Origin of the sequence: Paraburkholderia phytofirmans, from assembly GCF_046028095.1 — a bacterium.
Taxonomy (GTDB): Bacteria; Pseudomonadota; Gammaproteobacteria; order Burkholderiales; family Burkholderiaceae; genus Paraburkholderia; species Paraburkholderia phytofirmans_A.
In genome coordinates, this window is record NZ_JAQQDJ010000026.1 from 24,942 (window position 1) to 38,061 (window position 13,120).

Annotated in this window: 15 protein-coding genes; 3 read left to right on the forward strand and 12 right to left on the reverse strand. The window is 63.5% G+C overall.

From position 1 onward, the window contains the following. Nucleotides 1-56: 56 nt before the first annotated feature. Together PQR54_RS37865 and PQR54_RS37870 are read left to right on the forward strand one after the other, a co-directional pair. Complete coding sequence (locus PQR54_RS37865; RefSeq protein ID WP_408255084.1) at nucleotides 57-998, forward strand: DnaJ C-terminal domain-containing protein; 942 nt, start codon at nucleotides 57-59, stop codon at nucleotides 996-998. Then, a complete protein-coding gene (locus tag PQR54_RS37870) occupies nucleotides 995-1,324 on the forward strand; it encodes a chaperone modulator CbpM (RefSeq protein WP_408255086.1) in 330 nt (109 codons plus the stop codon). The genes PQR54_RS37865 and PQR54_RS37870 overlap by 4 nt, the downstream gene beginning before the upstream one ends. 135 nt (nucleotides 1,325-1,459) lie before the next feature. Here PQR54_RS37870 and PQR54_RS37875 read toward each other — a convergent pair whose 3' ends face one another. From PQR54_RS37875 to PQR54_RS37885, 3 genes are all read right to left on the reverse strand, one after another. Then, nucleotides 1,460-1,891 carry a hypothetical protein gene (locus PQR54_RS37875; RefSeq protein ID WP_408255088.1) on the reverse strand — a complete coding sequence of 144 codons (432 nt, stop codon included), beginning with the start codon at nucleotides 1,889-1,891 and terminating at the stop codon, nucleotides 1,460-1,462. 36 nt (nucleotides 1,892-1,927) lie between these two features. Continuing rightward, on the reverse strand, nucleotides 1,928-2,302 hold the full coding sequence (locus tag PQR54_RS37880; protein WP_408255090.1) for a DUF3564 domain-containing protein: 375 nt from the start codon (nucleotides 2,300-2,302) through the stop codon (nucleotides 1,928-1,930). A gap of 71 nt (nucleotides 2,303-2,373) precedes the next feature. Continuing rightward, nucleotides 2,374-2,709 carry a c-type cytochrome gene (locus tag PQR54_RS37885; RefSeq protein WP_408255092.1) on the reverse strand — a complete coding sequence of 112 codons (336 nt, stop codon included), beginning with the start codon at nucleotides 2,707-2,709 and terminating at the stop codon, nucleotides 2,374-2,376. 228 nt (nucleotides 2,710-2,937) lie between these two features. Here PQR54_RS37885 and PQR54_RS37890 point away from each other — a divergent pair, with 228 nt between their 5' ends. After that, a complete protein-coding gene (locus PQR54_RS37890) occupies nucleotides 2,938-3,222 on the forward strand; it encodes a DUF1488 family protein (protein WP_408255094.1) in 285 nt (94 codons plus the stop codon). A 157-nt stretch (nucleotides 3,223-3,379) separates the two neighbouring features. Here the strand turns inward: PQR54_RS37890 and fnr are convergent, their stop codons facing one another. From fnr to PQR54_RS37935, 9 genes are all read right to left on the reverse strand, one after another. Then, nucleotides 3,380-4,168 carry a fumarate/nitrate reduction transcriptional regulator Fnr gene (fnr, locus tag PQR54_RS37895; RefSeq protein WP_408255096.1) on the reverse strand — a complete coding sequence of 263 codons (789 nt, stop codon included), beginning with the start codon at nucleotides 4,166-4,168 and terminating at the stop codon, nucleotides 3,380-3,382. After that, nucleotides 4,161-4,592 carry a response regulator gene (locus PQR54_RS37900; protein WP_408255097.1) on the reverse strand — a complete coding sequence of 144 codons (432 nt, stop codon included), beginning with the start codon at nucleotides 4,590-4,592 and terminating at the stop codon, nucleotides 4,161-4,163. Before PQR54_RS37900 ends, fnr begins: the two co-directional genes overlap by 8 nt. Nucleotides 4,593-4,809: 217 nt before the next feature. Further along, nucleotides 4,810-5,460: a response regulator gene (locus tag PQR54_RS37905; protein WP_408255099.1), complete on the reverse strand. Its 651-nt coding sequence runs from the start codon at nucleotides 5,458-5,460 to the stop codon at nucleotides 4,810-4,812. Further along, entirely contained in the window at nucleotides 5,457-6,803 is a 1,347-nt protein-coding gene (locus PQR54_RS37910; protein ID WP_408255101.1) for a PAS domain-containing sensor histidine kinase, read from the reverse strand. The genes PQR54_RS37905 and PQR54_RS37910 overlap by 4 nt, the downstream gene beginning before the upstream one ends. A gap of 225 nt (nucleotides 6,804-7,028) precedes the next feature. After that, nucleotides 7,029-7,865, reverse strand: coding sequence for a universal stress protein (locus PQR54_RS37915; protein ID WP_408255103.1), 837 nt, complete (start codon nucleotides 7,863-7,865; stop codon nucleotides 7,029-7,031). Between the two features lie 187 nt (nucleotides 7,866-8,052). Next, on the reverse strand, nucleotides 8,053-9,351 hold the full coding sequence (locus PQR54_RS37920) for an NRAMP family divalent metal transporter (protein WP_408255106.1): 1,299 nt from the start codon (nucleotides 9,349-9,351) through the stop codon (nucleotides 8,053-8,055). A gap of 76 nt (nucleotides 9,352-9,427) precedes the next feature. Then, a complete protein-coding gene (locus PQR54_RS37925) occupies nucleotides 9,428-11,059 on the reverse strand; it encodes an oleate hydratase (protein WP_408255108.1) in 1,632 nt (543 codons plus the stop codon). 144 nt (nucleotides 11,060-11,203) lie between these two features. Then, entirely contained in the window at nucleotides 11,204-12,421 is a 1,218-nt protein-coding gene (chrA, locus tag PQR54_RS37930; protein ID WP_408255136.1) for a chromate efflux transporter, read from the reverse strand. A gap of 88 nt (nucleotides 12,422-12,509) precedes the next feature. After that, the gene (locus PQR54_RS37935) at nucleotides 12,510-13,115 is read right to left on the reverse strand and encodes an acetate uptake transporter (RefSeq protein WP_408255138.1); all 606 of its coding nucleotides are present in this window, start codon (nucleotides 13,113-13,115) and stop codon (nucleotides 12,510-12,512) included. Nucleotides 13,116-13,120 lie beyond the last annotated feature (5 nt).

The following is a 13,120-nucleotide window of genomic DNA, read 5'->3' on the forward strand; positions in this document are numbered from 1 at the left end:
CGAAGTGTCCGCATTGTCGCGCTTGTTCCCCGTTACCCGATAGGCGAGCCGTCAGTATGAAATACAAAGACTACTACCAGACGCTGAATGTCGAGCGCAACGCGTCTCAGGAAGACGTCAAGCGTTCATACAGGAAGCTTGCCCGGAAGTACCATCCGGACGTCAGCAAACTCCCGGACGCTGAAGATCGGTTCAAGGAGTTGGGTGAAGCCTACGACGTGCTCGGCGATCCTGAGAAGCGCGCGGCGTACGACCGCATGGGGAGCGAGTGGCGCAACGGCGAGGACTTTCAACCGCCGCCGAACTGGGACGAAGGCTTCGAATTCCGCGGCGCGGGCAAGGAGGCTGGCGGACAACCCGACTTTCACGATATCTTCGAAAAGATGTTTGGCGGAGCGCATGGCGCGCGTGCGCGGCATCGACCTGTCAATGCGCGCGGCGAAGACCATCACGCGAAGGTGCTCATTGATCTGGAAGATACCTATCGCGGCGCCCAGCGCTCGATTTCGCTGCAGGTGCCGGCGATGGATGCGCAAGGGCATGTTTCGCTGGAAACCCGTACGCTCGATGTTTCCATTCCGAAGGGAATTCGCGCGGGCCAGCACTTGCGTCTGGGCGGGCAGGGTGGCGCAGGCGCCACGCCCGGGACGGCGGGTGATCTGTATCTGGAAATCGCCTTTCGCGAACACCCGCGTTTCCACGTGGACGGGCGCGACGTCTCGCTCGAATTGCCGGTTGCACCGTGGGAAGCGGCTCTTGGCGCGCAGATCGCCGTGCCGACGCCAGACGGCTCGGTCGAGATGACGGTGCCCGCCGGTTCCGTCGGCGGCAGACGCTTGCGGCTTAAAGGCAAGGGTATCCCTGCCAGTCCACCCGGCGATCTCTATGTCATCCTTAATATCGTGCTGCCGCCGGCGGATAGCGAGAGTGCGAAAGCGGCTTACGGCGCGATGCAGCAGGCCTTCAACTTCGACCCGCGTGCGCATTTCTATCGGTGATCATCGTGAAAGAGACAAGTACGACGACCTATTTGCAAGGGCACATTGTCGATGAAAGCATCGAGTTCACCCTTGTTGAACTGAGCCAGGTGAGTGGGGCATCGGAGGAGGAATTGACGCTCTGGGTGTCCGAAGGCGTGTTCGAGCCTACGGGCGAGCGGCCCCAGGATTGGCGTTTCAGCGGCGCGGCGTTAAAGCGCGTGCGGACCGCACAGCGACTGGCGCACGACTTTGAAATTAATCCCCCTGGCGTGGCCCTGGCGCTCGATCTGCTCGACGAGATAGACTCATTGCGCTCGCGTGCGAAGCGTCTTCGTGGCGGCTAGCGCGTCTGCGCGTGATCTCTTGATGGACCGCCGCCGCGACCGTTGTCACGCGGCTTGAAGTGTTTCCACTGATGCTGAGTCTACGGCCTCACCCGCGACATGTGGACGTATTTTTAGAAACTGCATCAATTCCCGTTACGAAACGTTGTTCGGCTCCAGCCGCAGCGCGCCCCAGCCCAGTGGGGCAAACACATGGCCACCGGCCAGCTCGACCAGTTCCACGAACTTTTCGAGCGACACGCCCGCGGCAATCCGAACTGGCGCGTTGCTGATGAAATCCTGCGTGCGCAGCCATGGCGCGTCGCCTCGATTGATTTCGTTGACGCTGCGCGCATAGCCGTCGTAACCAGCGTCGGGCGGCAGCAACGGCCCGTCAAATGCGACGGTCAGGATCTGTTGCGCCGCATCGTCGTAAGGCAGACCGGCGTGTTTTTCATAAGGCACACGCTCCCATCCGTCGCCCCATTGCCGATCGAGCGGTAAACGCGTGAAATAAGCCCACGGCGCACGCACGAAACAGAGCCCGTAAGCGTGAAGGGCACCGTCCAGATTGGTCGTGAGTCCCATGACGTTCGCTCCTTGAGTGTCGGAGAAGTGAGTGCTTCACATGTCGTTCCCGGCGGCAAAAAGGCCGTGTTCCGGTGCGATCTGATCGGTGTCGATACATTGCACGTGCCAGTGGCCGGACATCAGATCGCGGCCGCGTTCCGCGCACCACTGTGCACGTCCGGTCTCGCCCTCGAAAGGCCCGTCAAAGGCGTTCAGATCGAGCCCTTCGAGCGCGCAAACCGGCGCCGAGCCGTCCGGGCCGCACACGAGCGTATTGCCGCAATCTACGTGCAGCACGCCCCATTCGGGCAAATCAAGACCGTGATGGCCTTCGCGTGACCATTGCCGGGTGTCCTTGTCGAGCCACAGGATTGCAAATGCCATCGGATGGGCACGGTCGAACGTGTCGAGGTGGACGGTGAGTCGCATGGAGAGTTCTCCGTAACATGCAGTCGTGTTCAAGCGAATTGGACCGCGAAAGTCGTGACATAACGGACGGGTCATTGACTCAGGACCCATCGCACCAGCGTGTGCGCATCCTCTGCCGATAACGGGCCGCCGCGATCAGCTGGCAACGGCATTGGCATGTCGCCCCAATGCGCCTTGCCGCCGAGGCGCAGCTTGTGCTCAAGCATGAACTGCGCGTCGGGCACATCGCGGTAGCGCTCGGCGATCTGCTGGAACGACGGCGCGAGGAATGGGGCATCGCGCGTGTGGCAAAACATGCAATGCTGCTGATCGACTAACGCGGTCGGCTCCGGCTCGGCGTGCGCGGTAGAGGCAGCCAGCGCAAACACAGCACATGCCGACAGACAGCTTCGGGATAGGGTGTTCAAGGCACGCGCTCCTTTGCAAAGGGAATGAGTTCAGTGTAGGAGCGATGGCTTGCGTGCCGTTGACCTCGGTCAACCAGGACGCAAGCCCTGAATTTGACGTATCGCGCTTAGCTCCTATGCTGATGACAGACGGGCGTCGCACAGAACGGGCGGCCCCGAGAATGCGGTGCACGACGCGTAGGCGTGCAGAAACGCCGTCCCAGCCTCCCATCCTGCGCAACGAACCAGGTGGCGGTCATGAAGATTTATTTTCCCGAGGAACATCCGGAGTATTGCGCGCGCGATCTGGTCGTCGCTTTTCCGGCCGAGGTGGATGGTGCGCGCGTGCAGTGCGCAATTACCGCGGAGGCGCTGGAAGATCATTTCGGCGCCGCCTCGCTGCGCGAAGACGATCTGATCGCCGCATTCAACTCCAACCGGCACCCGATCGAACACGCAGCGAGGCGACTGCTTAACGAGATCGGTGCCAAACCGGTGCTGATGCACAGCGGCTACTTCCGCTTTTGCGAGTGAGTCCCATGGGACGGCGGAGCGCACGCTTCTTGGCAGGCTCACGGGTGCGGCAGTGCTCGCCGTCCGTTAGCCTGGTCGGGCCAGGCGGCCCGCGTCGCGTCACGATCGCGGTGTTTGCGGCCGGCGGCCGGGCCGCGAGCCGAGAGCCGCGTCCGTATCAAACCCGCACAAGACCTTCGTGATCGAGGATCCGGATATCCTTGCCGTGCGTATCGAGCAGTCCGTCGCGCTGAAATTTAGAGAGCATCCGGCTGACCGTTTCGAGCTTGATTCCCAGATAGCTGCCAATTTCCTCACGCGTCATGCGCAGGTGAAATTCCGCCGGCGAATATCCGCGCATTCTCAGGCGGTCCGACAGATTCAGCAGGAATGTCGCCACCCGCTGCTCGGCGGACATCGTGCCGAGCAACATCATCTGCGATGACTCGCGCACGATCTCGCCGCCCATCATGCGGTGCACGTGTTGTTGAACGGCTTTGACTTCGCGGCACATGGCTTCGAGAAGATGGAAGGGGATGATGCAAACCTTGCTGTCTTCGAGTGCGACAGCATCGCAACTATGGTAGCCGGAGCAGACGCCGTCGAGGCCCAGCGAGTCGCCGGCGAGATGAAAGCCAGTGACCTGTTCGCGGCCGTCGCGATGCATGACGACGGTCTTGAACGAGCCGGCGCGTACGGCGTAGATGCTTTGAAACGAGTCGTTCGCGCGGTAGATCGTTTCGCCCTGTTTGATGGTTCGCGACGGGCAAATAAGCGATTCGATCCTTTGCAATTCTTCGGCTGTCAGGCCGTGCGGCATGCAGATCGAGCGCATCGAGCAGGTCGTGCAGCGCAGTGCGCCCTTGCGCGGCGCGCTTGCGTTTGCCGGTACTTGTCCGAGGTGCGGCGATCCTTGCGGACGGGTAAGCGCGGGCGAGATGGCGGGAGATGCGGCGACGTCAGACATGGTGTGCTCCTGATTGAAAGAGGGCCTGCGTGCGATGTTCGCCAGCGATCCGTTGGATCGTGTTTCGCGCGAGATCGAACTCGCCGGTCTTGTCGAAAAAGTAGTGGGCGCCGCCTTTCAGGCATGCGCGCCGAAACCAGGCGCCGGAATGATTCGTCAGCACCATGACAACCACATGCGGCATTCTTTGTGCAAGCAACCCGAGCAACTCCATGCCCGTGCCGCCGCTCAGATGCAACTCCGTCACGACCAGATCAGCCGTACCCTTGTCGATGCCCGCGAATGCCGCAGCAGGCTCCTCTGCTTCGCCGACGATCTCCACGCCGTCGAGTGCGCCAAGCAGCGCGGCCAGACGGCGCCGCACCAACACGGCATCGTCGACGAGAAAAACACGCAGCGCGCGGCGGTCAGGGCTTGAGTTCATGGCTCGAAGTATCGGCCGCGTTATCTCAAAATAAAATCAGCGCCGAATGAGCTTCGAGTAGGCGAGCGGGAAGGTGTGTAGGGAATTTCCTACACGATGGTCGGGTGGGTCGGGAAAATGCTGTGTGCGCTGCGTGTGTGTCGAGTTACAGATGAGAGGCGCGCGGTTTCCGGGTCACAGTGCGGCGGCACCCGCAAGCGGAAGGCTGCGAAGGCGCTCAGATGTCGTCCTCTTCGTCGCTGACCAGTTTGTGGCGCATTGCATAGCGCACCAGCGCCGCTTCGTGCGGCATCTGCATTTTTTCTAGGATGCGCGTCTTGTAAGTGCTGACGGTCTTGCTGCTCACACACAGTTCGGCCGCGATCTCGGTGATCGTTTGACCGGCTGCAATACGCTTCAGGACGTCGAATTCCCGATCCGACAGCCGTTGATGCGGCAGCTGATCGGTCGGTTCATTCAGGCTTTGCGCGAACCGCTCGGCCATCGCAAGGCTCACGTACACACCGCCGGCGGCGACCTTGGTCACGGCCGCCACCAGTTCGGCGCTCGCGCTTTCCTTGGTCAGGTAGCCGGACGCGCCGGCTTTGAACGCACGCACCGCGTATTGCTGCTCGGCGTGCATGGTCAGCACCAGGATGCGCAGCGTCGGCTTTTCCTCCTTGATCTGCTTGATCAACTCGACGCCGTTGCGGCCGGGCATGGACAGATCGAGCACCAGCACGTCGGCTGCCCGCTCGCGGATCAGCGCGACGGTGCTGACGCTATCGTTTGCCTCGCCGGTCACTTCGAAGCCGCTCGTGCCCTGCAGGATATGGCGCAGACCGTCGCGCACCAGCGCGTGGTCGTCGGCAATCAGGACGCGAGTCATGTTTGTATCTCCTGCATTTGCACGGTCTCCGCCGGAATGGTGACAGTCAACACAAAGCCCTTGCCGTGCGCGGTATGAATATCGACAGCCCCGCCGAGCATGTGCGCGCGTTCGCGAACGCCAAGCAAGCCGAAGGACTTGGCCGCCGGCTCTGCCGTGCGGTGCGCGCCCTGGCCATTGTCGGCGATGCTGAGCTCGAAGGCCTGGTCTTTCGCCTGCAGGTTGAGTGTAACCAGCGTGGCATCCGCATGGCGCGCAACGTTTGTCAGCGCCTCCTGCACGATCCGGAACAGCGCGGTGGCGCCTGCCGGGCTGAAGCGAGCGTCGCCGGTCTCGATTTGACGCTCCACGTCGATGCCGTAGCGGTTGGTGAAGTCGTTGGCGAGCCATTCGATCGCTGGAATGAGCCCGAGGTCGTCGAGCATGACCGGCCGCAGATCCGCCGCGATGCGGCGTACCGAGGCCACGGTCGTATCGATCAACCGGCGCATGCCTTGCAACTGGTCGCGCACCGCCGCGCTAGCCGATGCATCCAGCGCCTGCTCGACCGACGAGATATCCATTTTCAGCGCGGTAAGTTGCTGGCCAAGATCGTCGTGCAGTTCACGGGCGATGCGCGTTTTCTCGTCTTCGCGGATCTTCTGCAGATTGGCCGACAGTTCGCGCAGTTCCTCGCGCGCCTGGCGTTGCGCGCGCTCCGCTTTGACGCGTTCCGTGATGTCGCGCAGCATCACCGTGTAAAGCCGCGTATCGCCATCGCGAATCTGCGAGATCGAGGCCTCGAGCGGGAATTCCTCGCCGTTGGCGCGCAAGCCGGTTAGCACGCGTTGCTTGCCCATCTGCCGGTCCGACACGCCGGTCACGCCGAACTGGGCGACATGCTGCGCATGCGCCGCCCGAAACCGCTCCGGAATGAAGCGGGCGAGCGGGGCGCCTATCGCGTCCATGGCGGAGCAGCCGAAAATCTGTTCAGCCATGGGATTGAAGATGACCACGCGCTGCTGTTCGTCGATCGTGATAATCGCTTCCATCGACGAACGGATGATCGCCATCATGCGAGCCTCGTTCAAGGCGGACTGACTAATGCCTGCGTTTGTTTCGCTGTTTGCATGAGCGCCATTTCGATGCGTGCGTACGACCACAAACGCGCTCGTGGCGAGGAGAAAAGCGGCGGCGACGCAGATGAACAGCGCGGGATCGAACCAGCGCCGTGCGGCCAGCATGACGGCCAGTGTCACGGCGAACACCGTCGCCGCGGCGAGAGCCGGCGGCGCCGCAAACGAGCCGGACAGCCGGCGCAAAGCGGCAGTGCGGGAGGGGGGCGTGCTACCACTGACGGGCATGTGCGCCTCTTTGAAAAGGCTGCGAACAAGGATTGGTCGCGTTGCCCGCCGTCGCCCGTACGGCGGCGCGTGGAGCGGACACGTTTGTTCGGCGGCATCTGCACCTGGCGAACAACTGATTTGCGTTCATTTTCCGTGAAACGCCCGCTACATGCCAGTGCCGCCAGGCGGCGTGCTCGTTGCGTGAGTGTGGACGCCCACGCACCGGGCCGGTTCCGGCGCCACTCAGTGCGACATCAGCACGGGCACGGTCATCGAGCGGAGAATCGTGCGCGTGGCGCCGCCCATCACCAGCTCGCGCCAGCGGGCGTGGCCGTAGGCACCCATCACCAGCAGATCGGCGCCGCTGTCGGCCACCTGTGACAGCAGCACCTCGCCGACCGAGCCGCCCGGTCCGGTTTCGATGTCGACGATTTCCACCTGCACGCCATGCCGTGCGAGCACGGTGGCCATGTCCGCGCCGGGGATACGGGCGCGCTCGAATTCGTGCACCCCGTTCACAGTGAGAATCGTCGTGCTGCTCGCCGTGCGCATAAACGGCAGCGCGTCGTGCACGGCGCGCGTCGCTTCGCGGCTGCCGTCCCACGCGACCAGGACCCGCCCGCCTGTCGACCTTTCATTGCTTGCATAAGGCACGAGCAACACCGGGCGGCCGCACGACAGAATGAGGTTTTCCGGAAAGAAGTCGCCGACATACGATTCCGGATCCTCCGGATTGTCCTGGCCCGCCACGATGAGGTCGGCGCAGCGGCCCGCACGCGGCACGGCGAGACTGGCGGGCTCGTCGATGGCGACCCATTCGCCCGGCACGTCGGCGCGCCGCAGTTCGGCGTGAAACAGCCGTTCGAGCGCCGCGCGCCGCTCCGCGCGCGTCTCTTCATGCTGCCGGTAATACTCCGCAGTCCCGGCCATGACATAGAGCGAGCGCGGGTCCGGGCTGAAGACGGCGAAGGCGCCGGTCAGATGTGCGCCGAACTGTTTGGCAAGACGCAGCCCGATTTCGAGCCGCGGATGGGCGTTCGGGCTGGTGTCGAGGTGGACAACGATGGTTTTGTAGCTCATGGCAGTCGCTCCTGGAAAGGACGGTGAAGCGCGGATAAGTGAGCTTGAGTCTAGGAACGATGGCGGCGGCCCCTTTGATGCAAATCAACGGCGGCTGTGGCGCCGCGCGGCTTTTCGTCAGCGTGCTGAAGCGTCATCTCGCGCATGACGAAGCGCTGCAGCGGGCCTGCTGATCCGCGTGCCGTGTCTAGCCCGGCAGCAGCATCATTACGGCGGCGGAGCCCATTACCACCGTTGCGATCGAGCCGAGCACGAGGAGCGGCCGACCCGCGGTGAAGTCCCCCATCACCGCGCGCTTCGAGACGAGCAGCAGGATCACCACCATCAGCGGCACGGCGACCACGCCATTGATGACTGCGCTCCAGAACAGCGCCTTCATCGGACTGATCGACGAATACTGGATGGCCAGCGCAGCCAGCACGCTCACGGCGATGATGCCGTAGAAGCCGCGCGCATCGCGCGGCTTGCGCTCGAGTCCCTCCGGCCAGCCCATGGCTTCCGCCAACGCATAGGCGCCGGAGCCGGCCAGCACCGGCACCCCGATGAGTCCCACGCCGAGTATGCCTAGCGCGAACAGCAGATAGGCGAAGTCGCCGGCGAGCGGCCGCAGTGCGCTCGCCGCCTGAGCGGCCGTGGTGATGTCGGTCACACCGGCCACGTGCAGCGTCACGGCGGTCGCCAGCATGATGAAGTAGGCGGTGAGATCCGAGTAGAGCATGCCGCTCCACGTGTCCCAGCGGATGCGCTGCAGTTCCGCGCGCGCATGGCTGGCGTCGCTGACGAGCGGCGCGCTGTCCGTACGCGCGTGCAGGTCCTCGACTTCTTCCGAGGCCTGCCAGAAGAACAGATAGGGGCTGATCGTCGTGCCGAACACGGCGACTACCATCGCCGCCGCATTCGCATTCAGGGCGAAGTGCGGCCAGAACGTGCGCAGCGCCACGTCGCCCCACGGCACGTGGACGACGAACAGCACGGCAGCATAGGCGAGTAGCGATACGGTCAGCCACTTCAGAAAAAACACGTAACGATGGTAAGGCACGAAGATCTGCAGCAGCAGCGTGGCGAACACGAAGCACACTGTCATGACGTGACGGTCGATGCCGATGACCAGTTGTGCGACTTCACCCATGGCCGCTACGTCGGCGGCAATGTTCAGCGTATTGGCCACCAGCAATAGCGACACCACGGCATACAGCACGGCGGGCGGAAACGCGCCCTTGATGTTCGCGGCCAGACCCTTGCCGGTCACGCGGCCGAGGTTGGCGCACATGGACTGGACGGCCGCCATCAATGGAAACGCGAGCGGCATGGTCCACAGCATGTTCAGGCCGAACTGCGCGCCGGCCTGAGAATAGGTGGCGATGCCACTCGGATCGTCGTCGGCGACGCCCGTGATGAGGCCGGGTCCGAGCCGCGCAAGCGGATGTTCCTTGAGGCGCGCTAGAAGCGAGCCGCGGGGTTTTGGCGGTGTTCCGTCGAGATCCACGGCGTTCCTCTCAGCGTACGTGTGCCGTACGACCTGTCGGCGCGTCGGCACGAGGCGCGAAAAAACAGCAGCGCGCTTAGTGGCTGTGCAGAGCCGAAGCAGCGCCGTACACCACGCGAGGGTCGTACTGGCCTTTGTACACCGCCGGAGCCGAGCGATTCAACCCAAGCAGCGTGTACACCGCTGTCTGCGCGGAGCGCACCGAATATTCGACGGTGAACACGACGTCGTTCGGCAACTCGCAAAACTGCCCGACGAACGCGAGATTCGCCCAGCCCTCGGGTACCACGTTGGGCCTGTCGCCGCGTTTGCGCCGCAGGAACTGGCTGGTGATGAACGGCATGAGGCACGGAATGCAGATCGCGTCGTCGAGAATACGCGGCGCCTCCGCCTGAATGCGCAGATGGCCGAGCAGCTCGATCATGATTTCGCGCCCCGTGCATTCGACCATCGGCTTGCCGACGAAATTGCCAGGTCTGTCGACGAAGAGTCCATAGCCCCAGAACACCTCGACGTCCTTCGGCTGCCCTATGAAATGCGGCTGGTGCGGCAGGACGATCGAGGCGAGCCAATTCGATTGAGGAAACGTGATCAGGCCGCCTTCGCCTGGCACGTTGCCGGTCAGATCGCGGATCAGGCGGAACAGTGTTGGATCGTGCAACGTTGCGGTAAAGGAGAGCCATTTGGATTCGTCGACGTGATCGGCGAAAACGGATGGGTGGCCAAATTCGGCGCGTCCTGCCGCGATCGTTTTCCAGAGCGCCCACGCGCCGCTGCTGTCGTGATGATCGAGCACGGCAACGCGGTTCGTGCCACCGAGGCTCGATCCCGCCGTCATCGAACCGAGCGTAACGATCACCTTATCGGCCTCACGCACCGGAACTTCAATGCGACGGTTGTCCTGCTCGCAGACGATACCCGCGACCCGGTTCAGTGCACCGCTTTCGTCATATCGCAGATCGATGACCCGAGTGTTGGCGCGAAATCGCACGCCGCGTTCGTCTAGCCATTTGCGCAGCGGCCGCACCATCGAATCGTACTGGTTGTATACCGTGCGCATGATGCCGTGCAACTGGTTGAAGCCCGGCGTCATATGCGTGAAACGCAGCAGGTAGCGGCGGAATTCGACGGCGCTATGCCATGGCTGGAAGGCGAACGTCGTGCACCACATGATCCAGAAATTGGTTTCGAAGAAGTCGGGCTCGAAGTGGTCGGCGATCCGGCTGTCGCCCAGTAGCGCTTCGGGTTCGAGAGAAAGACGGCCAAGCGTGAGCAGGTGTGTCTCCGCAAGTCCGTAAGGCGGCGCGTTTTCGCGCCGGCCGTTGCGCACGAGGCGCGCTTTCGACGAAGTGCGAATCGTCTCGTTCCAGTCGAAGATTTCCTTGGTGACGCTGCTGCGGCCGTCGAGCGTGGGAATTGAATCGAACAGATCGTAGGTGCACAGATACTTGCTCTCGAGCATGCGGCCGCCGCGCACGACGTAGCCTTCCTGCGGCGAGCCGGCGCCGTCGAGGCTGCCGCCCGGTTTGTCGAGTGCTTCGAAGATCGTGATCAGACAGCCGGGCACATCGGCGTCGCGAATCAGGAAGGCGGCGGCGGCCAACGACGCAATACCGCCTCCCACGAGATAGAAATGCCCTGGGGCGATGTTTTCTTCCCGGGCCCGATCCGCGACCGGATGCCTGGCGGGATATTCGGAATTATTCATGGTGGGGTCCCCTGATGGCCGTGGAGGTGTTCCCTAGACCATACTCGCGCGGCAGGGACACCCGTTGAGTTGGATCAACGGAGCGCGACTGGAGCCGCCAGCGCGGCGCAAGTAATGCGCGCGAAGTAAGAGAGAAGACTGGCTTTACACGACCCACCAGGCGAGCGCTGCCGTGATCAGTACGACCGCCCACGACGGCACTCGCCACCAGCCAAGCAGCACGAGCGCCACGACGACTAGCGCAAAATCGCGTCCGGCATGCACTGCGCTGGTCCACACGGGGTCGTACAGCGCGGCGAGCAGAATGCCGACCACGGCGGCGTTGATGCCGGCCATGGCGCGGCGCATCGGTGCGAACGCGCGCAACTCGCCCCACAGGGGCAGCGCCGCGCCGACCAGCAGGAACGAAGGCAGGAAGATCGCCACGGTGGCGATCAGTGCGCCCGCGATGCCCGCCGGATGCCCGCTGCTCGCGGCGCCGAGAAACGCGGCAAACGTGAAAAGCGGACCCGGGACCGCCTGGGCCGCGCCGTAGCCGGCCATGAACGTGTTCGCGGGAACCCAGCCACGCGGCACGACGACTGCTTCCAACAGCGGCAACACCACGTGTCCACCGCCGAACACCAGCGAACCGACCCGGTAGAACGCCGTGAACAGATCGAGCGGATAGCTGTGGAGATAGGCCGCGGCCGCGGGCAGCGCGAATAGCAGCAGTGCGAAGGCCGCGAGACAAACGAGCGCGCCGGTTTTGGACCCGGGCATGCCGAGCGGCGCACGCGGCACCTCGGTCGATGACTTCAGAAAGGCGGCGCCGGCAATCCCCGCGGCGATGATCGACGCAAGCTGCCCGTAAGTCCCACCGAGCAGGATCACGGTCATGGCCGAGGCCGCGGCGATCGTCGCGCGTGCACGGTCCGGGCAAAGCATGCGTCCCATCGACCAGACCGCCTGGACGACCACCGCGACCGCGGCGATCTTCAACCCCCGCAGCAGATGAAGTGAAGCCGTATCTGACAGTTGCGCGAAGCCCGACGCAAAGGCCACGAGCAAGAGCACCGACGGCAGCGTGAAGCCCAGCCAGGCTGCTACCGCACCGGCGATACCGCCGCGCAGGCGCCCGATTGCGATGCCGACCTGGCTGCTGCCGGGCCCCGGCAGAAACTGGCACAGCGCCACCACGTCGCTGAACGTGTGTTCATCGAGCCAGCGGCGGCGCGTGACGAATTCGTCGCGAAAGTAGCCAAGATGAGCCGCCGGGCCGCCGAACGAAGTCAGGCCGAGCCGCAAAAAAATGCAGAAAAGGGCCCATGGCGAACTATGGGCCGGTACGGCGGGTGACGTCTCCAAATCGGCGCTGCGCATCGGAAGGGGCGTACTGGTGATGTCGGGTTGGGCTTCGAAAAATAGCACGAGCCGACCCTTCCGGGGGCCTCATCTGCAACACGGCCGATTACGCGTTGCGCAACTCTTCCTGAACCGTCAAGGTCACCGCGAGCGATTCAGTCGCGGCGCCGGTCGGCAGTACCACGTGCCCATGGGTCTCGTTGATGATTTCCGCAGCCGACAGATAAAACGCCAGCAGCGCGGTCAGCATGCCAAGGTACCCGCCGGCATGATGCAGCCATTCCAGTCCGGTCCATTCGCTCGCGGCAAGCACGAAGAACGTGATCCACAGCGAGAGAAATACCAGCTGCAGCACGCGCGCGGCTCGCCACGTCGCCACCCACATGTACAGCGTAAACACGCCCCACAGAAACAGATACCAACCGATAAAGGCCGCCGGCACCGTGCCGTGCAGAAACAGCACGAACAGCGCGAGCGACCACCAGAACGCGCCGTAGCTGAGGAAAGCGGTCGCACCGAACGTGTTGCCGCGAGGAATTTCCATTAGTCCGGCGAGCGCCTGCGCGGTGCCGCCGTATGCGAAGGCGACGGCGAGCACCATCCCCATCGCATTGCCGCTGAACCAGCCGGCGTTGATCATGCTGAGCAGCCACGTCGTCAGGGCAAAGCCGGCGAGGCCAAGCGAAGCGGGATTGGGAGCTTTGATGTTCATCATGA

What these genes read in the sequence shown, in the direction of transcription:
- PQR54_RS37865 (WP_408255084.1), top strand. Translation starts at nt 57, where the DNA reads ATGAAATACAAAGACTACTACCAGACGCTGAATGTCGAGCGCAACGCG.
- PQR54_RS37875 (WP_408255088.1), bottom strand. Translation starts at nt 1,891, where the DNA reads ATGGGACTCACGACCAATCTGGACGGTGCCCTTCACGCTTACGGGCTC.
- PQR54_RS37880 (WP_408255090.1), bottom strand. Translation starts at nt 2,302, where the DNA reads ATGCGACTCACCGTCCACCTCGACACGTTCGACCGTGCCCATCCGATG.
- fnr (WP_408255096.1), bottom strand. Translation starts at nt 4,168, where the DNA reads ATGTCTGACGTCGCCGCATCTCCCGCCATCTCGCCCGCGCTTACCCGT.
- PQR54_RS37900 (WP_408255097.1), bottom strand. Translation starts at nt 4,592, where the DNA reads ATGAACTCAAGCCCTGACCGCCGCGCGCTGCGTGTTTTTCTCGTCGAC.
- PQR54_RS37905 (WP_408255099.1), bottom strand. Translation starts at nt 5,460, where the DNA reads ATGACTCGCGTCCTGATTGCCGACGACCACGCGCTGGTGCGCGACGGT.
- PQR54_RS37910 (WP_408255101.1), bottom strand. Translation starts at nt 6,803, where the DNA reads ATGCCCGTCAGTGGTAGCACGCCCCCCTCCCGCACTGCCGCTTTGCGC.
- PQR54_RS37915 (WP_408255103.1), bottom strand. Translation starts at nt 7,865, where the DNA reads ATGAGCTACAAAACCATCGTTGTCCACCTCGACACCAGCCCGAACGCC.
- PQR54_RS37925 (WP_408255108.1), bottom strand. Translation starts at nt 11,059, where the DNA reads ATGAATAATTCCGAATATCCCGCCAGGCATCCGGTCGCGGATCGGGCC.
- chrA (WP_408255136.1), bottom strand. Translation starts at nt 12,421, where the DNA reads ATGCGCAGCGCCGATTTGGAGACGTCACCCGCCGTACCGGCCCATAGT.
- PQR54_RS37935 (WP_408255138.1), bottom strand. Translation starts at nt 13,115, where the DNA reads ATGAACATCAAAGCTCCCAATCCCGCTTCGCTTGGCCTCGCCGGCTTT.